Annotated in this window: 16 protein-coding genes; 1 reads left to right on the top strand and 15 read right to left on the bottom strand. The window is 39.1% G+C overall.

All coding sequences use genetic code 11. The annotated features are described in order from the left end of the window. Nucleotides 1–30: 30 nt before the first annotated feature. From ezrA to ACN076_RS08210, 9 genes are all read right to left on the bottom strand, one after another. Nucleotides 31–1,758 (bottom strand): septation ring formation regulator EzrA, encoded by a 1,728-nt coding sequence (gene ezrA / locus ACN076_RS08170; protein WP_420789811.1) that lies wholly within the window; start codon nt 1,756–1,758, stop codon nt 31–33. 81 nt (nt 1,759–1,839) lie between these two features. Continuing rightward, a complete protein-coding gene (gene gyrB, locus ACN076_RS08175) occupies nt 1,840–3,786 on the bottom strand; it encodes a DNA topoisomerase (ATP-hydrolyzing) subunit B (RefSeq protein WP_420789812.1) in 1,947 nt (648 codons plus the stop codon). A gap of 14 nt (nt 3,787–3,800) precedes the next feature. Then, nucleotides 3,801–4,364: an HAD family hydrolase gene (locus ACN076_RS08180; protein WP_420789813.1), complete on the bottom strand. Its 564-nt coding sequence runs from the start codon at nt 4,362–4,364 to the stop codon at nt 3,801–3,803. An 84-nt stretch (nt 4,365–4,448) separates the two neighbouring features. Beyond that, nucleotides 4,449–5,003, bottom strand: a complete 555-nt coding sequence (locus tag ACN076_RS08185) for a DJ-1 family glyoxalase III (RefSeq protein ID WP_420789814.1) — start codon at nt 5,001–5,003, stop codon at nt 4,449–4,451. Nucleotides 5,004–5,013: 10 nt separating this feature from the next. Then, nucleotides 5,014–6,237 carry an FtsW/RodA/SpoVE family cell cycle protein gene (locus ACN076_RS08190; protein WP_420789815.1) on the bottom strand — a complete coding sequence of 408 codons (1,224 nt, stop codon included), beginning with the start codon at nt 6,235–6,237 and terminating at the stop codon, nt 5,014–5,016. 36 nt (nt 6,238–6,273) lie between these two features. After that, nucleotides 6,274–8,724, bottom strand: coding sequence for a bifunctional DnaQ family exonuclease/ATP-dependent helicase (locus ACN076_RS08195; protein ID WP_420789816.1), 2,451 nt, complete (start codon nt 8,722–8,724; stop codon nt 6,274–6,276). 198 nt (nt 8,725–8,922) lie between these two features. Continuing rightward, the gene (locus ACN076_RS08200; protein WP_420789817.1) at nt 8,923–9,852 is read right to left on the bottom strand and encodes a peptidase U32 family protein; all 930 of its coding nucleotides are present in this window, start codon (nt 9,850–9,852) and stop codon (nt 8,923–8,925) included. A gap of 548 nt (nt 9,853–10,400) precedes the next feature. Then, nucleotides 10,401–12,038 carry a hypothetical protein gene (locus tag ACN076_RS08205; protein WP_269798713.1) on the bottom strand — a complete coding sequence of 546 codons (1,638 nt, stop codon included), beginning with the start codon at nt 12,036–12,038 and terminating at the stop codon, nt 10,401–10,403. Next, nucleotides 12,019–12,768 (bottom strand): ABC transporter ATP-binding protein, encoded by a 750-nt coding sequence (locus ACN076_RS08210; protein ID WP_420789818.1) that lies wholly within the window; start codon nt 12,766–12,768, stop codon nt 12,019–12,021. Before ACN076_RS08210 ends, ACN076_RS08205 begins: the two co-directional genes overlap by 20 nt. 178 nt (nt 12,769–12,946) lie before the next feature. Between ACN076_RS08210 and ACN076_RS08215 the strand changes: the two genes are divergently transcribed. Then, nucleotides 12,947–14,401, top strand: coding sequence for an alpha-amylase (locus ACN076_RS08215; RefSeq protein WP_420789819.1), 1,455 nt, complete (start codon nt 12,947–12,949; stop codon nt 14,399–14,401). Between the two features lie 89 nt (nt 14,402–14,490). On the opposite strand, the gene alaS is transcribed toward ACN076_RS08215, so the two are convergent. The 6 genes from alaS to ACN076_RS08245 form a co-directional block, all read right to left on the bottom strand. Beyond that, on the bottom strand, nt 14,491–17,109 hold the full coding sequence (gene alaS, locus ACN076_RS08220) for an alanine--tRNA ligase (protein WP_420789820.1): 2,619 nt from the start codon (nt 17,107–17,109) through the stop codon (nt 14,491–14,493). 21 nt (nt 17,110–17,130) lie between these two features. Beyond that, nucleotides 17,131–17,616, bottom strand: coding sequence for an LURP-one-related/scramblase family protein (locus ACN076_RS08225; protein WP_414305746.1), 486 nt, complete (start codon nt 17,614–17,616; stop codon nt 17,131–17,133). A gap of 328 nt (nt 17,617–17,944) precedes the next feature. Then, on the bottom strand, nt 17,945–18,268 hold the full coding sequence (locus tag ACN076_RS08230) for a hypothetical protein (RefSeq protein ID WP_049539722.1): 324 nt from the start codon (nt 18,266–18,268) through the stop codon (nt 17,945–17,947). Nucleotides 18,269–18,342: 74 nt separating this feature from the next. Next, nucleotides 18,343–19,362, bottom strand: a complete 1,020-nt coding sequence (locus ACN076_RS08235; RefSeq protein WP_420789821.1) for a GIY-YIG nuclease family protein — start codon at nt 19,360–19,362, stop codon at nt 18,343–18,345. 122 nt (nt 19,363–19,484) lie between these two features. Next, nucleotides 19,485–21,416 (bottom strand): DEAD/DEAH box helicase, encoded by a 1,932-nt coding sequence (locus ACN076_RS08240; protein WP_261128076.1) that lies wholly within the window; start codon nt 21,414–21,416, stop codon nt 19,485–19,487. Continuing rightward, complete coding sequence (locus ACN076_RS08245) at nt 21,413–24,205, bottom strand: class I SAM-dependent DNA methyltransferase (protein WP_420789822.1); 2,793 nt, start codon at nt 24,203–24,205, stop codon at nt 21,413–21,415. Before ACN076_RS08245 ends, ACN076_RS08240 begins: the two co-directional genes overlap by 4 nt. Between the last annotated feature and the right edge of the window lie 195 nt (nt 24,206–24,400).

Genomic DNA, 24,400 nt, shown 5'->3' on the forward strand with positions numbered 1-24,400 from the left:
TTCTCACACAATCAAATCTTTTTTATTATCTTAGAAACGAATTGTCTCACGTGTCTTTTCATATGAAGTAACGAAACGGTTGGTTACACCAGGCTCTGCCACTTCCAATGCTTGAGAAATCTTGTCAAATGAAGCGCGATAATCAAATTCTTTTTCAAAAATATCTAAAGCTTCGTTAAATGCTTCTTGGATGCGTTCATCAAATGAGCGATAGCGGTTAGAATATTGCAAGAGTTGCTCTGTCAAGGTTGCATACTGTACAATATTATAAGTTTCCGTCTCAAGCTCTGCCATATCCTTCGTTGCAATTTCCAGAACACGGTTAACTGACTCTATATTGACCAATTTTTGTTCTAATTCAGCCATTAGATCTTCCGTATTATTACTTGCTGTAAAGAATAACTTCAAGAAAGTTTGTGGAATACCAGGTAGGTTCCGTTTTTCCATATATCTCTTGATTGTATGGAGACGATTAACATATACATTTGCCTTTTGACGTGCATTGATATCATCTTTCTCAATTCGTGCAAGACGCTCACTAACTGCAATCTGTTCATCTTCAATCTCTTTAAGATTTTCCTGTAAAGATTCAAGATTTTCTTCAAGAATTGAATATGCTTGAGTTGGTTCATCTTGATTTGAAGTTGCCTCAATAATAGCAGTCTCAAAGCTTTCTAATTCGGACTGTAAACGACGAACATGACTTGCATCCGATTCAGAAAGTAAATAACTTTTACTCAAACGCTCAATGTCTTCTATCAATAAAGCATTATTTTCCTTCATGTGTTGAAGATAAGTAGGAAGTGTTGCTACTAAACCTTCTACTACTTTCTGTGCCGCAATTTCTCTTGTAAAGATATCATAAAGTGCATTAATCTCTTCTTGGATTTGAGTATTTTCGTACTCTGCATTATCCAATTCTAGTTTCGCAATATTCTCATGATTTTTCTTGAGAGCTTCATAAAGCAGTTGGAAACGCGCTTCAATATCCGTTTCAGCAAAATGATAATTAGCATCTAAAAGCTTACGGTAACCATCTTCTAAATCTTCCAGTTGATCAGGTAGGTCTTTAGATAATGTTGCTACAATTGCTGGTATACGATCAACAATATGCGTTAAAGCCAAGATATGATTTTCAGCATTATCCAAAATCACAGCAGCTTCTACTGGGTCACCTGACGAATTTAAAGTTACAAACTGAGAAAACTCAGATTGGATATTTTCCAATTGTTTTTCAATTTCAGATAAACCTTGTCCATATTCTTCAGAATGATCAGCAACTCGGTGTTGCAACTCTTCAAATAAGTCCAAGGTATGAAGAACACGTCCACTATTTTTAGATTCTTGTTTCTCCAAATCTGCCAAGGCATTGCGAATTGCCGCAATATCTTCTTCAATCAAGGTAATTTGACTCTCGATTTGATCAATTTGATGACTCGCTTTGAAAAAACGGAATGAGTTATTGTAACCTTCTGCCTCGAAAAGATTATTTTCGATATCGGCAAAAGAATTAAGAGATAAATCAACCCATTTTTGATTCCATTCACGGAAAGTCACCTGACTTTGTCCAATCAAGTGCATATTTTTTACAGCTTCAACTTCATCATTTACTGGAAGATTGTACAGTTCTTCTTTTTTCTCTTCTAAAATTGCTAGTTTACTTTCATTGCGTTTCCTTACATAGATTGCGATAGCATAAGCAATGACCAATAAAACTGCAACTGCAATTATCAAATAAATTACTAGGCTAGCAGACATATTAAACTCCTTTTTTACTTGAAACAATCGTAATGATTATATCATATTTTTTAGATCAAGGGAACTACTTCTCCCGATTTTTTAGACATCAAGTGTACTATAGACAGCATTTTCTTCGATAAACTCACGACGAGGCTCTACTCTATCTCCCATCAACATATCAAAGATTTTATCTGCTTCTGCAGCATCATCCACAGAAACTCTGGCCATCAAGCGATGTTCAGGATCCATGGTTGTTTCCCACAATTGGTGGTCATCCATTTCACCCAGACCTTTATAACGCTGAATGGTTGGTTTGGCACGTCCTTCACTGTGGCGGGCCAAGGCCTCTTGGAGTTTGATTTCTTGATCTGCACCTGGCTGGATGTATTCTTTAATCTCGCTTCCAACCTTGACACCATAGATTGGTGGTTGGGCAATATAAACATAACCAGCTTCTAGGATTGGTTTCATATAACGATAAATCAAGGTTAAAAGAAGGGTGCGAATGTGGGCACCATCGACATCGGCATCGGTCATCAGAACTAGTTTTTGGTAACGGGCTTTCGAAACATCAAATTCTGCACCAAATCCTGTTCCCATAGCTGTGAAAAGACTACGAATTTCTTCGTTAGCAAGAATCTTATCCATACTAGCTTTTTCAACGTTCAAAATCTTACCACGAATTGGAAGGATTGCTTGAAATTCACGGTTACGACCAGATTTGGCTGATCCACCAGCTGAGTCTCCTTCGACGATGAAGAGTTCTGTTTCAGCAGGATTGTTAGAAGAACAGTCTGCTAGTTTCCCTGGAAGATTGGAAATTTCCAAACCAGATTTTTTACGAGTGACTTCACGCGCACGCTTGGCAGCCACACGAGCCTTAGCAGCCAGAATCCCTTTTTCTACGATACGTTTAGCAATCTGTGGATTTTCCATGAGGAAATCGGAGAAGGCATCACTGAAGAGGCGATTGGTAATCTTGACCACTTCGCTATTCCCCAGTTTGGTCTTAGTTTGTCCTTCAAACTGTGGATTTGGATGTTTAACTGAGATAACTGCAGTTAATCCTTCACGAACATCTTCCCCTGTTAGGTTGTCCTCATTGTCTTTCAGTAACTTATTTTTACGAGCATAATCGTTGATGACACGTGTCAAGGCTGTACGGAAACCTTGTTCATGCGTTCCACCTTCATGTGTATGAATATTATTGGCGAAACTCATGACATTTTCATGGTAACCAGTTGTGTACTGCATGGCTACCTCAACTGTGATATCATCCATCTCACCGTCTGTATAGATTGGTGTATCAAAGATTACATCCTTGTTCTCGTTGATATATTCAACATAACTAGCAATTCCACCTTCATAATGGTAATGCTTGGTTTGTTCCAAACCTTCGCGCTTATCTGTGATGGAGATTTGAAGACCGCGATTTAGAAAGGCCAATTCTTGAATGCGTTTATTTAATTTATCAAAATCAAAGGTTGTTGTTTCCGTAAAGATTTCTGGGTCTGGTGTGAAGTGAACCGTTGTTCCAGTTCTATCTGTATCCCCAACCACCTCAAGGTCTGCAACAACCTGACCACGACGGTATTCTTGGTAATGAATTTTACCGTTTTTGTGGACATGAACGTCTAATTGAGTGGAAAGGGCGTTAACAACTGAGGACCCAACTCCGTGAAGACCACCTGAAACCTTGTAGCCGCCACCACCAAACTTTCCTCCAGCGTGCAGAACAGTAAAGACAGTCTCAACGGCAGGTCGGCCTGTTTTTTCCTGAATATCGACTGGGATACCACGCCCATCATCGACAACAGTAATCGAATCATCGGGCTCAATAAAGACTTGAATATGGCTGGCAAATCCTGCCAAGGCCTCGTCGATTGAGTTATCAACGATTTCCCAGACTAGATGGTGAAGACCTTCTTTTGAGGTTGACCCGATATACATCCCTGGACGCATACGAACAGCCTCTAGGCCTTCTAAAACTTGAATTTGACTGGCATCATAATCTTGTGCCTGCAGATTTTTGATTTTTTCTGTCATCTTATTCCTTTTTCTTACATGTCTAATACTTGTCTTAAATTCACGATACTGGTAAACAAGTAGGTATCCAATCCTGCAGCTTGACCTGCTTCGATATCAATCGGCCGATCACCAATGACCAGGCCAGAGCTAATCTGATACTTTTCTCTTAAATAAATCATGGACTCAGGATTTGGCTTTCTCTTAAAACCTGAGCTAGAAGTGACTACTTCTGTAAAATAGGCTGCTATAGAAGTTTTTTCTAAAATTTCCAAGACCTGATCATTTCGATGAGAGACCAAAAAATGACGGCCATCTTGATTTGAGATATCTTTCAATAAATCAGCAACTCCATCAAACAAAATCGGATGTTCTAGCTCTCTGGCTTCATTTTCCTTGTACTTTTCTAAAAAATTCTCTAAGTTGGGAGCGAATGTCTCAATCGCAAAATCAGTAGAAACCTTTAAAGCCTGATAGACACTGTCATGGTCTTGTGTGATACCATACAGTGCCAATGTTTCAACAAAGGCAGCTGTTGAAGTTTCGTAATTATCCAGTAAAGTTCCACCTAAATCCCAGATATAATCGTGATATTTCATACCATTCATTATAGCATTTTTTTATGAAAAAAGCGATGATTTCCCTGAGTTTTCCACATAAAAAACGAGAGGTTAACTCCCGTTTTACTGATTGTTACCAAAGACATCTCGATAGAGCATTCCTGTTCGTAAAGTCTCTGCGTCTCCTCCTAATTGCTCCACCAATTCGTAGGCAAAGGCAAGGGCTGTTGAGGGGCCTCGACTAGTTGTCAAATGACCATCTACCACTACTGTTTCCTTGACGTATTGACCATCAAGAATTTGCTCTTGAACGCCGTCATAGCAAGTAAACTTCTTGTTTTTCAATACTCCTGCTTGATTGAGGGCAATTGGCGCTGCACAAATGGCTGCTAGTTTTTTTCCTTCTCGTTCGAAGCTTTGCAATTCTTGAATCAAGGCCTGATTGTCACGCAAATGTGCAGAACCAGGCATCCCTCCAGGAAGGACAATCATGTCATAGTCTGATAAATCACCATCAAAGACACAATCCGCTCTGACTTGGATTGCATGAGAACCTGTCACTTGCTCTTCAAAACCTACCATATCACAAGTGATATTGGCACGACGCAAGACATCTACAACTGTCAAAGCTTCAATTTCTTCAAAGCCCTGAGCTAACATAACTGCTACTTTTACCATGATTTTCTCCTTATTTGATTCGTTTTAATACAACCTTTTTCCGTTTGAATGGGACTTTTCCGCTCTTTTCTTCAGCTAGATTGGTCTGGTAACTCATCGATAAAAGCAAGCCAACACCAATCAAATTACTGATAATAGCCGATCCCCCTTGTGAAATGAAAGGCAAAGGAATCCCAGTCAAAGGAAGCAAGCCAGTCACAGCACCGATATTCTCAAAGATGTGGAAGAGTAACATCATAATCAAACCTGTGGAAATATAGGTATAGAACTGGTTATTTGATTTGAGAGTAATCTTCAACATACGGTAAATCAGCATAAGATAAAGAGCAATAACAAGGACAGAACCAATAAAGCCAAAATCTTCTGCGATCACCGTGAAAATCATATCCGACTCACGAACTGGAATAAGCAGATTCGAAGCATTAAAACCTTGACCAAATAAGCCACCACTTCCAATGGCAATTTGTCCTTGAGCCTGTTGGTAAGTGGTTGTTTGGGCAAAGTCAAATGGATTGAGCCAAGCCAAGATACGATTGATTTGGTAGGTAGGCATTCCCAGTTGATGTAGAAAAGCACGACCGCCCTTACTGATAAAAATGGCTAAGAAACCAGCAACTCCTGTTACAGCAGTCACAAATACTGGAATAATAATTTTCCAAGAAACCCCTGATAGTAAGACGATTCCTGAGAAGATGGCCACAAAAACCAAAGCCGTCCCCAAGTCACTTTGAAGTGCCAAAAGAACGAGGACTGGAATGGTAAAGACAATCATCCAAAAAATTAATAAAAAGTCCAGCGGAACTGTACGTTGCCATTCCTTATGTTTCTTTGTAAATTGGACAATGACACGAGCCAACATGAGGATATAGGATATCTTCATAAATTCTGACGGTTGGAATAGGGTAATTCCATTTATTGATACCCAGTTTTTGGCACCTGTTGATGCAACTAGGCTTGGATTATAAAAGACGATCGGCAAGACCATAAGTCCCAAGCCTAAAATATATAGAAAAGGGGTCACTTTCCAAAGAAATTCTGTATTAAAGAGCATGACCACAAAACCAATCACAAGCCCCAAGGCAATCCAGGCGACCTGCTGCCCTAAAATGGGCAGAATATTGTTTGGATAATCATGACTAACAGCTATATAAATAGCCACCACGCCGATAACCAGTAGGAAAAACACTGGCAATAGCAAACTATAATCGACTCTAGAGTCGAGAGAACGTTTCATATACACTAACCTTATACTTTCATACAATACTATTTATCAAAGTTCATTTAAAAATTTATCAACAGCCTCATCAACTTCGGATCGAGAGACGGTTTTAACAGTCGCTTCTTTTGCTAGAGAAGTCACTATTTGCTTGCCGTATCGTTTTCCGACGATTCTTCTATCCAGAATGAGGGTTAAAGAACGTTGGTGTTCGCGTCTCATACTTCTTCCCAAAGCCTGTTTTAAACGAATAATAGCCATGGGCAATTGATAATCATAAAAGGCATTTTTCCCTTCTTGATTCAATTCCTGATTAATCTTTTTCGTCAAGGGTTCTTGAGGATTTTGGAAAGGAAGTCTTGGTACAACTTGAATCACAAAAGGATGACTTGAAAAATCAACTCCCTCCCAGAAACTTGCTGCACCAAGCAAGATTTGTTGTTCTCCTTTTTCAAAGCGTTTCTTCAGTTGATGAACATCCCCATTTTTATACTGGGCTAAATGACTTACAGGGAGTAAATTTGATACTGCTAGAAGCATGTCTTTGGCAGTAAATAGAACCAAAATCGGTTGTTGGAAAGCTTGAACTCCCATCAGCAAATCAGCTACCTCCTTGGCATAGACTTCTAAGGAAGTTTCTGTTACTAGAAGAAAATCTTTGACCAAGATCACTTCTTGATCCTGTTTTTTACCAGCTTCAATCTTAACAAATTTGGCTTCGGGATAGCCTAACAGGTCTGCCAAAGAAACTCTTTGACTAATCTCAAGAGTGGCCGACACTCCCAAAACTTGACATGAATTAGGCACTAAAGAAGATAAAAGAATACGACCTGATTTCGTAGAAGAAATCTGAATTTTCTTTTGACTCGTTTCAGTTGCTTCAAGCCAGTAATCTCGGTCAGCTGTAAAATAGCGGACCAGTTCCCCAAAGCCTTCTACTTCTAATTCTGAAAAATACTGGTGGAGATTGGCAAGAGAATCTAAGATATTTTTCTTAGATTTTCCAGACTGAAATTGTTCTATCAAGTAGAGGCACTCAAAGCGAATACTTTCTAGTATTCGTTGTTGAACCCTGTTTTCTTCTCCTACTAAAGCCTTATCAACTAAATCAATAATAGACTGGATATCGTAGGTCTCTTGAAGCAGATTTTCTAGGGCCAATAAAATCTTTTGAACTTCATCAATAATCAATAAACGGTCACTGACAAATTCAGGATTATCTTCCAGTCTGGTTACAAGATAGGCATGATTGGTCACTAAAAGCTTGCAGGTTTGTGCCTTTTCTTGACTACGTTTCCAGAAATCTTCCGTCACAAATAAACTCTTGGATGATAAATTCCCATCATGACGAAGGTCTGTTAGAAAATGTTGGTAACGGTAGAGTTGCCCAATTTCATCCAAATCTCCTGTCCCTGTCTCTGTCAACCAAACCAAGAGTTGCATTTTAAAGCGTCTAAATAAGCGATTTTCATCATTTTCCTGCAAGGAACGATAAAAGGCATCCAGCTTCAGGTAATTTTGTGGCCCCTTTAAAGAATGAATATCTGTATAGAATACTTCCTTGAGACGTTTACCTTCTTCTTCCATGATTTGATTTTGAAGAATCTTTGTCGGAACACTGAGAACAATTTGACGCTCTTTCATTTGAGATAAAGCGGGTAAGAGATAGCCATAAGTTTTCCCAATCCCTGTCGGCGCTTGAATCAAAGAGACAGGCTCATCTTTCAATAGCAAGCCAACCTCTTTAGCAAAACTTTCTTGCTCCTCCCTCACTTCAAGATTCAACAGAGAAATATTTTTAGAAAAATCTTGAGATAGTTTTCGTGGCTCCAGAGGAGCTGCAGTCTTCTTGAAATACAGTCCTTGAACTTCGACCAAGTCGGGAGAACTCAGGATAGATTGGTTTCGATAAATTTCTTCAATAACTAGATAGGACTCATATAGGAGGGCGTCAGCCATTTCCAGCAAGCGTTCCAAGAGACCTTTGGGAAGCTGTGCCATCTTTTCTCGCAAAAAAAGAAGTAATTCCGCAGTAGCTTGGGCATCTGAAAGGGCTGTATGAGCGTGTTTTAGAGGAATTCCTAATTCCCGGCACAAAATAGGCAAACTATATTTTTCCAGTTCTGGGAAAAAGATCTGGGCCAATTCGACCGTATCAACACGAGGATTTCTTAGCTCATAACCTTCAAAAAATAAATTTTCCGCCAAGAGATTGGCATCAAACTGAACATTATGGGCTACAAAAATCCCATCCTCCACCAAGTCAAAGACTTTTCTGGCAACTTGCGAAAAATCAGGTGCTTGCGCCAGACGTTGGTCAGTCAGCCCTGTCAGTTCTTTAATATGATCATCCAAAGGTTCGTGTGGATTGACATCTGTCGTGTAATGATCGACGATTTTTCCATCCTCAATCACAACAATTCCCACTTGGATAATTTTAGCCTTACTACCTGTGCTAGTTGCCTCTAAATCCACCACAACATAGCGATTACCAATCGTTTTCATTATAAAAAATTATACCAAAAAAAGGGCCATTTGGCACCTGCAAACATGGGATATTTTTCAAACACAAGAAGGGCACTTTTCTTAAAAACCCCAGTAAACAGAGCATCCTAGCCTGCTGATTTTTTGAAAATGGTGAAGAAATAAGAAAAATTGAGAGAAGAAATTCTAAATTTCCCTTCTCTCAACGAATCATTTACTTTATTTAACCATATCAGGATCGTAGTCATAGAACCCTGTATCAAGGAAACGGTTTTTAGGGTGAAGTTTACGCACTTCCTCATCCAGCAAGAAGGCTTGGTCATGGCTAAAGTTACCCTCTTGAATCAAGCTACGCGCTTGGATAAAGAGTTTTGCAATCTCAATAAAGTTCTGACCAGGAGTGTAGAGCCCTTCTAGTTTCCAGTGAGTGAAACCATGTTCTACCAATTCTGTCAATTTGGTCATCAAATCAAGATCATTGTTGGCAAAGATGTGAGTCCCATGATTATCTTCAAAAATGGAATAATGGCTCTCTGGGTCACTTGGTTCTGCTAAGAAGAGGTCACGCTTGCGAGTCTTTTCATCATCGATATGCGTAAAGTTATAGTAGTTTTGCAAGAGCGGACGTTTAGAATGGTGAATAACACTAGCTCCGTAAACCAACACTTCAGCAGGAATTTCCAAAATCTCAGGCATCTTGAAGAGCTCAGCAGATGGAATTTCACGCGCCAAAACAGCCTCAGATGCGCCAGCCTTTTGTCCCCAGAAGTTTATCTGACGACTGCTAGTTACCATAGTAGAAGCATCATAGATGGTCTTAAATGAATAACCATCGCGGTTGACCACGTAAAAGACACCTGCATCCCCAATCGTAATGTAGTCTGTCTTGATTTCTTCCAAGAAATCAAGGAATGGCTTGATACGATCCATCATGTCTTGGTGCATGAGAGCATTGACCGCAACAATCAATTCCTTACCTGCTTCATGAACCAACTTAGCAATTTCACGCAATTGGTCATGACTAAAGGTCGTTGGCAGACGAAGGCCAAAATCTTTCTCACCGACATAGATACGGTCTACGCCAACTTCGAGCAGTTGTTTAACTTGTTCAATACTTTCAGCAGTTGCTGTAATGATAATCTTTTCCATAAGAAAAATTATACCACATTTCTCCAAAATCAGCCAAGACTTATCAGAGTTTTACAAATAGGAATTATTTCAGGCTAACTTCTCAAAGTGGGATTTAGTCTAATACTCTTCAAACCACGTCAGCTTTATCTGCAACCTCAAAGCGGTGCTTTGAGCAACCTGAGGATAGCTTCCTAGTTTGCTCTTTGTTTTGCATTGAGTATAAAACAGATTTTTATAAGAATAACTAGATAAAGGTAGACCCGGAAGTATAAGAGAGTTCGCCAGTAACAATTTACTTTGTACACTATCCATAAATAGCAAACATCTCAAGCTCCATTAATCTTCACATCATAGATAAAATCTAGTACCAAATTTAAGCAATTGATGCTATAGGATTTATACATTGTTAAAAATTTCTAGTCGTTTTGTTCTTATGATAAGAAAAATGGCATAGAAAAACGAGTATATCCAACTACGGAAATGCTCGTTTTTTTGCTAGTTAGAAGTGGTTTTTTGCTCAGCTTCATTTCTTTTTATAAAATGTATCAAGCAAGCGACCAACTATCTCATCTTTTTTCTATTTCTGTCAATATGCGTGACAGGTAGTAATGATAGCCAAAAATAGCAAGAGCAAGCAAGAGGATAAGAACTCCTACTCCCAAGCTGATGGCAAGGACAGGGGCGAGAGAGCGAACCAAGAATAAGCTCCCTATTACAAGGGCCATTAAGATTGCACTATAAATAAAAATCAAAACAATTGCGACTATACGATTTGAACGGTTCACCAGGTCCGTAATGTTACTCCAATTTGTTGACAAATTTTTCACGTCCTTAAGGTAATGGTGGCAAGAAAGGATGACACTGGCAAGGATCCAGACTACAAGAAGATAAATCATCGAAAGGATGGGCAAGCCTAGATATAGAGAAAGGCCAAGTAAAGTCAGAACTGGTAAAAAAGACTGGACAGCAAATATAATCCAAAATTTCACTTTCACATAACGAGCAAAGTCAAAGGGTAAACTCTTCAGAAAATCAACATTTTCCCTCTCCAAGGACAAGGCAATTGAATGCAGGCTGGTGATATTGTTATTGACAACTGCTATAAACAATCCTATAAAAAACAAGGGTAACCAGTATGGAGGATGAATATCTGGAACTATCTGAGAATCTCGAATTTTGGAAATCAGACCGATCATCATGAGATAAGGAAGAAAAGCACTTGTAAAAAGCACTGTAATCACGCCAGTTCCCTGTCCCAAGAGGGTGAGGTGGTAGCGTAAAACCATACGGAAAAAGCCCTTTTTATTAGTAGTTGAAATTCTCTCCTTATTGCGACGTTCTTTCTTGACCTTCTCCTCACTGTTAAGCAGAATCACGTCATAAAAATGAGGAAGAACCTTCTTTTTGGTCAGGTAAAGCAAGAAAACAGTTAAAGCTATCCAAGCTAACAGACCCAGTATGGCTTCTGTCGAAAAAGGCTCCACTGCTATTTTGTAAAAGAGATGAAGAGGATAAAGGAGAAATGGAATGTCTCTAACTTTGTCAACAATACTTCCAAAAGTCGACTGTAGAAAGAGGACAAATATTAAAGGTATGAGAACCCCTATCCCAATCATCACATTCGAAAAAATAGACTGATACTTTCTGAAGACCGTAGTCTGAGCCAAGAAATGTACTGCCACTACCATCACTAAAGTAACAGAGACAAATAATAAGGCCAAGGACAGCAGCATCAAAGGCAAGCCCAGCCAAAGAGAAGGAGCTAGCCTAATATAGAGGACTAGAAAATAAGCTAGGATTGGTACAATTCCAGCTAGAGCTGGCAAGAGAACAGACAGTCCTTTAGCAATTATAATCTCTGATTCTTTAAAGGCATAGGGCCTATACGATACCAAATCCTTACTCTCATAAAAGACATTGTAAAATGCAGTGAAAGAAGTTGAAAAGACAAGCACCAGTAAAATAGCAACCATGCTACTAAAAAAACTTGGTATTTCCTCAAAAGGAAAACGAAAGGCTATATTTATAAACATGATGAGCATCAAGAGACTGGAAAAAATGTAAGAACTTAGGACTCTAGCGGAAACATTTACTTTTTTCCCAGGATTTTTAGCTTGCTTCTTTCGTAGGTTAGCCAGATTAGCTTCTTGAGATGAATAGAGGATATTGATATCAACTAATTTTTTAATGACCTTGAGACGCATCTGAAACCTCCTCTTTTCTACCAGCAAGGCTAAGGTAGATACTTTCCAAAGACTGGTCTGGGTGGTCTTTTCTCAAGTCCTCTACCCTACCACAATAAATCAAATGCCCCTTTTTCAAAATGGCAATCCGATCACAGACTTGCTCGGCCACCTCTAGGACATGGGTTGAAAACAAGACTGTCTTGCCTTTTTGCGCATGCTCCTTCATCATCTGCTTCAAATCAAAGCCAGCCTGGGGATCCAAACCGGTCAAGGGTTCGTCCAAGACCCAAATATCAGGATCAGACAAGAGTGCCCCGATGACAAAGACTTTCTGACGCATTCCGTGAGAAAGGGTTTCAATAACCTGATAGCGATTTTCAGAAAAATCAAAAACGTTCAATAGCCTAGCTAGACTAGTCTCCAAGTCAGAGCTAGTCAAATCGTAGGATGAGGCGATCAATTCCCAAAATTCATTGGCCGTTAAGCGTAAAAATAAGTCAGGCGAGTCTGCTACGTAGCCAATCTTTCGTTTAATAGCCAAGCGATTTTCCGATAAATCCTGACCGTCTACCAAAATACGACCACTGCTGGGCGAAATGATACTGACTAGGGATTTTATGGTGGTCGATTTTCCAGCCCCATTATGCCCAATCAAGCCCATAATCTCCCCATTTTCAATCTGCAAATTGAGATTGCTCAAAGCCTCTTTATCACCATACAACTTACTAACATTTTGAAATTCAATCATGGGATGACTCCTATCTTTATCTATATTACATACTATTATACTAGCACTTTGATACAAAAAAATCAATACTTTATTTTAAGTAGTTAAAATAGTTTCCTTCTATCTTATGCAAACGTTGGCGCTAACCAATACTTTATGATAGAATAAAGAACAAGATTGACAAGTAAGAGGAAACATCATGCAAAATCAAACACTCATGCAATACTTTGAATGGTATCTGCCCCACGATGGTCAGCACTGGACGCGCCTAGCTGAAGATGCTCAACACCTAGCTCATCTGGGGATCAGTCACGTCTGGATGCCACCAGCTTTCAAAGCTACCAATGAAAAAGATGTCGGCTATGGGGTCTATGACTTATTTGACCTAGGAGAGTTTAACCAAAAAGGAACTGTCCGCACCAAGTATGGTTTCAGAGAAGACTATCTTCAAGCTATTCAAACCCTAAAAGCACAGGGAATCCAGCCTATGGCCGATGTGGTACTCAATCACAAGGCTGCAGCCGATCACATGGAAGCCTTTCAGGTTATTGAAGTGGATCCTGTAGACCGTACAGTTGAACTTGGAGAACCCTTCACCATCAATGGCTGGACTAGCTTTACCTTCGATGGTCGCCAAGATACCTACAATGACTTCCACTGGCACTGGTACCACTTCACAGGTACAGACTACGATGCAAAACGCCGAAAGTCTGGGATTTATCTGATTCAAGGAGACAACAAGGGTTGGGCAAATGAGGAATTGGTCGATAATGAAAACGGCAACTATGACTACCTCATGTATGCCGACCTAGACTTTAAACATCCTGAAGTCATCCAAAATATCTATGACTGGGCTGACTGGTTCATGGAGACGACTGGTATTGCTGGTTTCCGTTTGGATGCCGTCAAACACATTGACTCTTTCTTTATGCGTAATTTCATCCGTGATATGAAGGAAAAATATGGTCAAGATTTCTATGTGTTCGGTGAATTTTGGAATCCAGACAAGGAAGCCAATCTAGACTATCTTGAAAAAACGGAAGAACGCTTTGACCTTGTCGATGTTCGTCTCCACCTGAATCTCTTTGATGCTAGCCGAGCAGGTTCCAACTACGACCTTCGTGGTATTTTTACAGATAGCTTGGTTGAACTCAAGCCTGACAAGGCTGTGACTTTTGTCGACAACCACGATACACAACGAGGTCAGGCTCTTGAGTCTACCGTTGAAGAATGGTTCAAACCAGCAGCCTATGCCCTCATTCTGTTACGCCAAAATGGCCTTCCATGTGTCTTTTACGGCGACTACTATGGGATTTCAGGGCAATATGCTCAACAAGATTTCAAAGAAGTCCTTGACCGCCTCCTAACCATCCGAAAAGATTTGGCCTATGGAGAGCAAACAGACTACTTTGATGATGCTAACTGTATCGGTTGGGTACGTTCAGGTGCTGAACATCAATCCCCAATCGCAGTCCTTATCTCAAATGACCAAGAAAACAGCAAATCAATGTTTGTCGGCCAAGAATGGGCTAACCAAACCTTTGTAGACTTACTTGAAAACCACCAAGGTCAAGTTACAATCGATGAGGAAGGTTATGGACAATTTCCAGTCTCAGCTGCTTCGGTAAGTGTCTGGGCAGCCAATACAATCTAATTGCCAATGATTACCAAGCCATGTCCAATCGGATTTGGCTTTTTTCTATTCACAAAAAGACCTACCCAAATGGATAGATCTTTGTTTAATTACAATTTACCTGCTACTTCATCCAACAATTCTTGGATTTTAGCTTGGTTGCTTCCTCCTGCCATGGCCATGTCTGGTTTACCACCACCACGTCCATCGACAATTGGTGCCAATTCTTTGACAAGGTTTCCTGCATGAAGGTCTTTTGTCTTGCTTGCTACAAGAACATTGACTTTGTCACCGATAGCAGCAACTAGGACAAGAAGATCAGAGTAGTCTTTTTGTTTCCAGTTATCTGCAAAGGTACGAAGGGCACCGGCATCTGATACAGACACTTGACTAGCAATGTAACGGTGACCGTTGACTTCCTTAACATCCTTGAAGATATCGCCTGCGGCTGCAGCTGCGGCTTTTTCTTTCAACTCAGCATTTTCTTTTTGCAATTGACGAAGTTGTTCTTGAAGTCCTTCTACCTTGTGAGGTACTTCTTTAAGTTGAGGTGCTTTAAGAGTTGCTGCGACAGCTTTAAGAGCATCTTCTTGTTCGCGGTAGGCTTCAAAGGCTTCCTTACCAGTCACTGCCAAGATACGGCGAGTTCCTGATCCGATACCTTCTTCTTTGACAATCTTGAAGAGACCAATTTCAGAAGTGTTACCAACGTGGGTACCACCACAAAGCTCGATAGAGTAGTCACCGATAGTGACAACACGGACTTCCTTGCCGTATTTCTCACCAAAGAGGGCCATAGCTCCCATTTCTTTAGCAGTATCAATATCCGTTTCAACTGTCTTCACTTCAAGAGCTTCCCAGATTTTCTCGTTGACTTGCTGCTCAATGGCACGAAGTTCTTCAGCAGTTACTGGTTGGAAGTGAGTGAAGTCAAAGCGAAGGAATTCTACTTCATTAAGCGAACCTGCCTGAGTTGCATGGCTGCCAAGGATATTGTGAAGAGCCGCATGGAGCAAGTGAGTAGCAGTGTGGTTTTTCATAACACGGTGACGACGATTTGTATCAATTGCCAAAGTATATTTTTGGTTCAAGGCAAGCGGTGCAAGGACGTCAACAGTGTGAAGAGCTTGGCCGTTTGGTGCTTTTTGAACATTTGTCACAGTAGCCACAACCTTACCTGACTCATCCAAGATTTGTCCGTGGTCAGCGACCTGTCCACCCATTTCAGCATAGAATGGCGTTTCCGCAAAGATAAGTGAGGCAGTTCCTTCTGACACAGATTCTACTTCTGCATTGTCAGCCACGATAGCCACCAATTTAGAAGACAATTGGCTAGCATTGTAGTTGAAGACACTTTCTACAGTGATGTTTTGAAGAGTTTCATTTTGCATACCCATTGAGCCACCCTTGACAGCTGATGCACGCGCGCGTTCTTGCTGTTCTTTCATAGCTGATTCAAAACCTTCACGGTCGACAGTCATACCAGCTTCTTCAGCGATCTCTTCTGTCAATTCAACTGGGAATCCATAAGTATCATAAAGTTTGAATACATCTGAACCAGCGATGACAGATTGACCTTTTTCTTTCAAGTCTGCAACGATTCCTTGGGCAAAGTGTTGACCTGAGTGAAGGGTACGGGCAAATGACTCTTCTTCACTCTTAACGATTTTCTCAATAAAGTCACGTTTTTCAAGCACTTCTGGGTAGTAGCTTTCCATAATTTTTCCAACGGTTGGAACGAGTTTGTAAAGGAAAGGCTCGTTGATTCCCAATTTTTGACCATGCATAGAAGCACGACGGAGAAGACGACGAAGGACGTAACCACGACCTTCATTTCCAGGAAGGGCACCATCACCGATGGCAAATGAAAGTGAACGGATGTGATCAGCGATAACCTTAAAGCTCATGTTGTCGCCATCTTGGTCATAGACCTTACCAGACAATTTCTCAACTTCACGGATGATCGGCATGAAGAGATCCGTTTCAAAGTTTGTCTTAGCCCCTTGGATAACCGCCACCAAACGCTCCAAACCAGCGCCCGTATCAATGTTCTTGTGTGGCAATTCCTTGTACTCACTACGAGGAACAGCAGGGTCTGCGTTAAATTGTGACAATACGATGTTCCAGATTTCGATGTAACGGTCGTTTTCGATATCTTCTGCAAGGAGACGAATACCGATATTTTCTGGGTCAAAAGCTTCCCCACGGTCAAAGAAAATCTCTGTGTCCGGTCCAGAAGGTCCCGCACCAATTTCCCAGAAGTTGTCCTCGATTGGAATCAAGTGACTTGGGTCCACTCCCACTTCAATCCAACGGTTGTATGAATCTTTATCGTCTGGATAGTAGGTCATGTAAAGTTTTTCAGCTGGGAAATCAAACCATTCTGGGCTTGTCAAAAGCTCATAAGCCCAAGTGATCGCTTCGTCACGGAAGTAATCCCCGATAGAGAAGTTCCCCAACATTTCAAACATGGTATGGTGACGTGCAGTCTTCCCTACGTTTTCGATATCGTTGGTACGGATAGCCTTTTGGGCATTGGTAATACGTGGATTTTCAGGGATAATAGTCCCGTCAAAGTATTTCTTAAGGGTTGCTACCCCAGAGTTGATCCACAAAAGCGTTGGGTCATTTACAGGAACCAAACTTACTGATGGTTCTACTGAGTGACCTTTGGTCGCCCAGAAATCAAGCCACATTTGGCGTACTTGTGCACTAGATAGTTGTTTCATATTGTCTCCTTATTTACTTGTTTAATGTGATTGGCTTTCCAGCATTTCTACATAGTCAATCGCGACACAGAGGGAAATGACTAGGTCTGCATAAGCGTCCTCAAGAACCGTTACGCTATAGGTAGAGGTCAGATGGAAGAGTTCCTTCTTAATTTCCGCAATCAGCTGATCGCGCTCATCCAGCAATTTGAAATTCAAATCCCAGATATTGCCCTCGATACGAAGCTCCAGATTATCAAACTCATACTTATCTCGCCAGAAGGTCAACTTCTTGCGAATGACAAAACTCGAGCCATCCCGAAGCTGAATCTCAAAACGAGGAAGCAAGGTCAAGATTTCTTTACTGATCTGACTGACTTGTTCACCATTAACATCATAGATGGTAAAAGTTTTGGGAATCTTAAAAAATGATCCCTCTACCTGATAGGCGATTTCTCCCCTGTCATCCTTGATAGCGAAGCGTTCGCCTCCAAGACGAAACTTTTGTTTGACAAGAAATGTTTTCATCAACACCTCCAAAAATCAAAAGACAAGCTCATATCACGAAGGGCGAAAAACCGCGGTACCACCTTCATTCAATGAACTTGTCATTCTCTTATTCTTATGCAATTGTATGATTGAGTAGCATGACTTTCTAGCTTAGATGGCTCGCAGCACCGCCATTTCTCTGGACTAAGATAACTGAAAATCAATTCTCAACTTTCTTATTATAACGTTTTTTTAAGCTTGCGTCAACTGAAAATGATTCTAACCAATAGTAGTGAGTTAGGAGAGAAGATATTTTGAAAATTCACCTACTAGTTTTGAAATGTAAGTAGTAATATTTAATTTATTTCTAATACATTTCCCCTACTCTATACTCAACCCATTCCTTTTCCTTCACTGGGTAAATCTTAGCAACTTTTGTTTCCTCATCATATACCACAACAAAGTGCCCTTTACTATTCCAAAACTTACCTAAAATAGTACCATCATGTAAATCAGTACGTAACTTGCCCTCTTGACTTACTGCGCTTTCTGTTTGTACTGTTTTAGTCTCTTCCTTGCTATCAATACCAACAGTAACAAACCTTGACCCTATAATGATAAATAGACAAAACAATACAGCCCCAATCCCTACAAATTTAAACAAGTTCAAATCGCCATTATCTCTTTTCATGTTATCTTTTTATCTCTTTTTCTCTTTTGTGTTCTCTAAATATTAAATAATCTTATAAATAGTGTACTTCTTTATCAAAATCTAATTTCAAATCCAATTTTTTCAATAACTTCTTGGATTTCATCTAGCGATACTAAAAACCATTCTTTAGGAACAAAACTCTCTCCATTTGGCGCTATTAATTCTATGTCTAACTGCTTGTCTACAAAATAATGATGAAGAGTCGTTTCTAATTTTCGAGCGCTGAAATTCTGAACCTCAAAACTAGCTACTAAACGGACAGGAGCATAAAGATAGGTTCCTTCTCTTTCTGCATTTGCTAACCGTTTTGTAATTTGATCCTCTGTAAAACCGATTTTATAGAGATTACTGATATTGGCAATTTGAGGATTGCTACTCAAGGATTTCACTACATAGATATATCCAGTTGTAATTCGTTGACTTGGACTAATACCATTCATCACATCTTCTATCAATTCAGTTACCATTCGTCCATGTCGCGTTCTATCGTGTAAATTTGAGACAAAAGAACGGAGTAAGGCCTTTTTATTTTCTGTACCATTTTCATATACGAGATGAAGTTCAGCATTAGTATAGCCATTCTTGTCAGTGAACTCTTCTCCTTTAGAAACAACATAAACCATTACTCCATTATCCACATAGAACATACCAGGTTTAATTTCTTTTTCTTTTATCACATCAGACTTTCTGACTTGACGACGACCTTCACTAATTTCATCATGAACACGAATAAATAATCCCTGATAATCTTCAAAATTTCCCATCCGTTTACGTGTTCGTGTTTTATCACGCGCTTGAATCGTTCGTTTATAACGTGAGACATCAAATAACGATTTTTCAGCACTATTTACCGACTCAAACAATTCATCTGATAAAATATCTGTTAAACTAGCAGGACTTGAAATAGGGGTCTCGGACTCAACTATATCTATTTTTAGTAGCCCAAATTCATCATAAGGTTCTAATTTTTGGATGCTATCAGGAGATTTTCTAATACCATTTAATCGAGAAAATAAACTGCGTTCTTTAATATTTCTAGACTTTTGTGGCTCTTGTCCATTATTTACTCTCACCCAGTCTATAATTTCTAAAAATTTCTCTACTTCATGATCTGTAACTATTTTTTTTAGGTTTTAAAGGAGCTATTAAATGTTCGAAATCAGAATCATTAAAAATGTCAGTTAAATTTTTGAAATCAATCATTACCATTCTCCATCTTCAACTTCATCTGAGACAATTGTAACAAAGCATAAGCCAGTCTCTGTTCGTACGTATCGTTACTTGATTTATCTGGATGACGACCATTTTCATTCAAAAATTGCTTAATTTGAGGATAAAGAATCAAAAGTTCTTCTTCCGAAAACTCCATCTTCTGACCATCCATATAATCTTGTATTAGACGCAAAGTCGGAGCATCAATTTCACGTGATATAACTTCGTAAGCTCTCTGGAAAGGATTGATCTGATCAATCAAATCAATAGATAAGTCATCAATATTCACAAATTTATCTGCCATTTTTAGGAAATCTGTTTGCCCTACTCCCTCTTTCCGTTCAGCTGATTGAACGACCGATTGACTAATAAACTGTTGACGAACTTCTTCAACTTCAGCACCACTTAAGTCAGGATAGATTTGTTTAATAATTGCTGGAATCATCTGCTTATTAATGACTTCTGCATCTGTTCCTGCAGCAATCGCAGTTTGGATACGCGGTTCTTGCAAGATACTAGCACGTAAATCATTCATATCATTTTCTATGATATCTTTTGTTCTTTGAGTGCTCGGCTCTTTTAAACCTTTCACAAACATTTCGGCACCAGAAGATTTCTGGTCATCTCGGTCTTTACGTTTGAATTTGAAATTTGGTGCTAAAACAGACTCCATCAAGAGACTAGCTGTAATAGCCTTCATAACATTATTCACAGCAAAGAAGACTTCATCATCTTGAGCATCAGGTTGGGAAATGAGATTGGTAAATTGAGCATGTGACTTATTGGAACTATCGCGTGTTACTCGACCTATAATCTGAACAATTTCTGTTAGCGACTGACGATAACCAATCGTTAAAGCATACTCAGCATACGGCCAGTCAAAACCTTCTTTAGCCATACCAAGTGCGATAATGATATCGAGATCATCCAAACTAGTCATCTTGTTTAGGTAATCCTGCACTTTTTCACGACCTTCCTCTGTGACAAGGTCAGCAACCTTCAATACACGACCTGTCTCCTCAGTAACCAACCATAATCCAGTCTTAGAATCTGGAACAGCTTGCCCCAGTTCGTCTAAAATTCGGTCAACTTCATCATACTTATCCTTTGTTGACTCACCTGAGTTTACATTGGGAATATGAATAATAGTTTTCTTGCTTGTGTCCAGCACCTCATGCAAAGCATCCGTGTAACGACCACGATAAAAGTTATAACCCATTGCAAAACTTTTCAGATATTGGTATCCCTCCAACTGTTCATAATAAGTATAGGATACCTTATCAAATTTTTGCTCATCTTCAGGTGCCAAAATAGGTACAGAATCTCCACGGAAATAAGACCCTGTCATTGCCACTACATGGGCTGTTGAATTGGCTAATATGTTTCTCAAGGCATTTCCTAAAACTGAATTATCATCTTGAGATACATGATGAAATTCATCGATAGCTAAAAGAACGTCATTAAAATCACTATCAGCTAGCTGTTCAAAGGCAAAACGCAAGGTGGCATGCGTACAGATTAGAACTCTATCGTCAGGTGACTCTGAATTCATAAAGTCTACAAACTGTTTTACCTTACTTTTGCTGGTTCCTTGTTCAGTCAAATTGTTTTTGGGAAGAACTTCCCAATCCCAGTAAAAACCATATTCTGTCAATTTTGTTGAACGAAACGATTTTCCGATAGACCTTTCTGGAACAGCTATAATAGCTTTTTTCAGCCCCTGAGCATGTAGTTTATCAAGAGCAATAAACATCAGAGCTCTCGACTTACCAGAGGCAGGAGGCGCCTTAATCAATAAGTGTTGAGAAGTTCTCTTAGCATATACGCGCACCTGCATTTCACGCATACCAAGTGCATTATTTGATTGACTAGCACCTGTACCATTGTAATTGATTTCAAATATATTTGAGGTCATTTCGCTTCCTTTTCTGTCATCTCTTTGTACAGATTCAATAAGATACTGAGTCGTTCTTCATCTGATTCAAAAGGCTTTTGCTGGTAGGCACGTTCTACGATACCATCAATTTTTTCATGTTCTTGACGAAGACGTTCGTTCATCGGTTTATTGGAACCACCGTATAATTCAGCCAAGGTTCCACCTTCTTCTTCTCGAACATCTAGCATTTCAAAAACAGCTTCTTCAAGCATATTTTTCCGACTATCTGAAAGTTCTGGAAATGGGAATGTATTATAGACCAGTCCAGCTGAATAACGCAAACGTGTCTCTAATTTTCCTCCAATAGATTCTAACCAAACCATATGCATTTTGGATTCTAGGATACCAAGAAGCCAAATAGGAGCATTGTAAATAACCATGGCGGAATTAGATATGACCGTATCATCTCCTACAAATCCCATAGGTACATAATCTCTAGATTCTGATGAGGTACACGGAACAATAATAGCTTGACAACCTTCTATATCGCCTTTTTCATATGCTTCTTCCCATTCACCTCGTTGTACAAATTTCCATGGTGTGGATGCAGTTTCTCTTGTTCCAGCAGCCTTAGAATCCAGGCGTTCTTGTCTTATATTTTCAAATAATTGATGGAATTCCTGGATCTTATCTAATTTAGTATATTCATCTTGATCAATCCAAATAGTATATCTAAAATTTCCATTAATATACTCATCTGCTCCAATATATTTTTTAAAATGCACTTCCGTTTCAGGATATCTTTGAACTAATTTATTTTTATCATCATTTGTCAGTATTATATATTTACTTCTTGGCATATTCCCGAAGACTATTTTTGGAAAATTATTTAACTTCTCTGAATCATTGTGATTAGATACAATAATATCATCTGCAAAAGCTAAGTAGGGATTTATATTCTTTCCATAACTTTCACTCTTATCACTATATATAATTCTTTTCTTATCATTTTTATTTGAAAATCCAATAATAGTAACTGTAACCCCTGCATTATGGGCCGCACTATTGTTCCATTTAAAAGATTGATACGCAAAGGAAATTTGAACATAGCGTAGAAGGACATTCCACAAAATTGAAACTTGTTCACCTTGATTTATTGAATTTGTTGTTACAAAAGCATATTGAGCATTTTTACCATAAATAAGGTGAGTTGCCTTATAAAACCATCCCGAAATATAATCTAATTTTTTAGAAGAAATTTCTGAACAAATCACATTTTCTAGTTCCTTCTTTTGTTCCAGAGTCATTTTTTTAGAGCCTATATACGGCGGATTCCCAAATATATAAACTTCGTCATCCGCCTCAGCATTCAACACAGTTTCCCAGTCAATTCTTAGGGCATTCCCACAGACGATATTTCCAGCTTCTCTTAAGGGGAGTAGTCTTGGATGGACATCAGCAAGCGCTTCATCCATTTCCACATTCATCTGGTGTTCTGCTATATACAAGGATAGCCTTGCTACTTCATGAGCGAAATCATCCAATTCAATTCCTGAAAACTGGGATAGAGAAATCTTAGATGCATCAGCAATCAATTCCCCTTGATAAACAGCTTTTTCATTTAAAGCTTCACGAATTTCTCGCTGTTTGACTAAGATATTAATCTCTAAACGACGCAGTTCTTTATAGGTAATGATGAGGAAATTTCCAGAACCACAGGCAGGGTCTAAAAATTTGATAGAGGCTATACGAGTGAGCAAATCCTCTAACTTGGGTAAGAGTTGTCGCAATTCCTTGCGACGATGGTCCTCACTAAAATCACCACCTCCTATATAGTAGTCAGCTCGTTCTTCTAATTCCATAAATCCTGCTCGTAAATTATCTAAAAACAGTGGTTTGATGACCTTCATAATATTGGGCACGCTAGTATAGTGCATACCCGATGTTGATCTTGCTTCTTCATTTGCCACCGTTTGGATCATGGAGCCCAAAATATCTGGATTGATTTCATTCCAGTTTAGCAATTCACCTGCTTCAATGAGTAATTGACGAGTTCTTTTATTAAAAATAAGGTCATGATGTGGCTCTGAAAAAAGCTTACCATTTACATAGGGAAAATCTGATAACCACGACTCAAAATCCTGACGACTAAATTCAGGCATATCTAAAACAGTAAATAGCTTTCTAACACACTCATTTAAGTCAGAACCATCTTCGGATGTCCTCATCTTAATAACATTTGTGAAAGCTCCCTTTGAGATGATATTTGTATCTTCTGCAAATAGTAGAAAAAGAACACGAATCAAAAATAGATTAAATGATTTACCATCAGTTTCAGTGATGGCTAGTTCAGGATTAATAGAAATTAGTTCGTCATAAAGTTTGGTGAAACGCTCTGCTGCTTTTACATCAGCAGGATTTTCCTTATCATAATCAATCTTTTCAATACCATTCCAAGGTAAGAAAAAGTCACAATGAGCTGGCAAATCATTAAAAGAAATTGCTAGAGTCAGCCCTGTCTGAGTATCCTTTGCATATAATTCTTGAAAATCTGTTGTAATAATAAATCTAGATTTACGAGCTTGCCCCTCCAACTCTTTATCAATCTCGGTCAGAGCAAGTAATGGCTGATTTTTAACTTTACGAAAATACAATTTATTTTTTATTATAAAATCCTCAGATGCCGCTTTACTTGCTCTTGTTATGGTCGTTTTAGTAATATCAAACAATGAAACAAAATCAACAATAAATGTCGATTGATTCAGATTTTCTACTAAAACCTTGGTTCTATCCTCAATCTCAGTGATATTTAATAACTTTTTAGCCATTAGATACCTCCAAGAAACGCAAAAAGCCTACTGGATTTTCAGTAGGTTTCAGTCTATTTTTTTGCATTTTTTTATTGGGTTATATATATATATATATATATATATATATGCATTTGCGTAGTCTGGCTCATTTTGAACTCCTTTAGAATTAAATTTTCAGAGATGCTATAAATAATTCTAATAACTCTCAACCTA

The organism is Streptococcus sp. K0074 (genome assembly GCF_048843365.1).
Lineage (GTDB): Bacteria > Bacillota > Bacilli > Lactobacillales > Streptococcaceae > Streptococcus > Streptococcus mitis_BM.

Bases quoted from the DNA above. Each gene is read 5' to 3' on its own strand.
- ezrA (WP_420789811.1), bottom strand. From the start codon at position 1,758: ATGTCTGCTAGCCTAGTAATTTATTTGATAATTGCAGTTGCAGTTTTA.
- ACN076_RS08245 (WP_420789822.1), bottom strand. From the start codon at position 24,205: ATGGCTAAAAAGTTATTAAATATCACTGAGATTGAGGATAGAACCAAG.
- alaS (WP_420789820.1), bottom strand. From the start codon at position 17,109: ATGAAACAACTATCTAGTGCACAAGTACGCCAAATGTGGCTTGATTTC.
- gyrB (WP_420789812.1), bottom strand. From the start codon at position 3,786: ATGACAGAAAAAATCAAAAATCTGCAGGCACAAGATTATGATGCCAGT.
- ACN076_RS08230 (WP_049539722.1), bottom strand. From the start codon at position 18,268: ATGAAAAGAGATAATGGCGATTTGAACTTGTTTAAATTTGTAGGGATT.
- ACN076_RS08205 (WP_269798713.1), bottom strand. From the start codon at position 12,038: ATGCGTCTCAAGGTCATTAAAAAATTAGTTGATATCAATATCCTCTAT.
- ACN076_RS08190 (WP_420789815.1), bottom strand. From the start codon at position 6,237: ATGAAACGTTCTCTCGACTCTAGAGTCGATTATAGTTTGCTATTGCCA.
- ACN076_RS08180 (WP_420789813.1), bottom strand. From the start codon at position 4,364: ATGAAATATCACGATTATATCTGGGATTTAGGTGGAACTTTACTGGAT.
- ACN076_RS08195 (WP_420789816.1), bottom strand. From the start codon at position 8,724: ATGAAAACGATTGGTAATCGCTATGTTGTGGTGGATTTAGAGGCAACT.
- ACN076_RS08215 (WP_420789819.1), top strand. From the start codon at position 12,947: ATGCAAAATCAAACACTCATGCAATACTTTGAATGGTATCTGCCCCAC.
- ACN076_RS08210 (WP_420789818.1), bottom strand. From the start codon at position 12,768: ATGATTGAATTTCAAAATGTTAGTAAGTTGTATGGTGATAAAGAGGCT.
- ACN076_RS08185 (WP_420789814.1), bottom strand. From the start codon at position 5,003: ATGGTAAAAGTAGCAGTTATGTTAGCTCAGGGCTTTGAAGAAATTGAA.
- ACN076_RS08225 (WP_414305746.1), bottom strand. From the start codon at position 17,616: ATGAAAACATTTCTTGTCAAACAAAAGTTTCGTCTTGGAGGCGAACGC.
- ACN076_RS08200 (WP_420789817.1), bottom strand. From the start codon at position 9,852: ATGGAAAAGATTATCATTACAGCAACTGCTGAAAGTATTGAACAAGTT.
- ACN076_RS08240 (WP_261128076.1), bottom strand. From the start codon at position 21,416: ATGACCTCAAATATATTTGAAATCAATTACAATGGTACAGGTGCTAGT.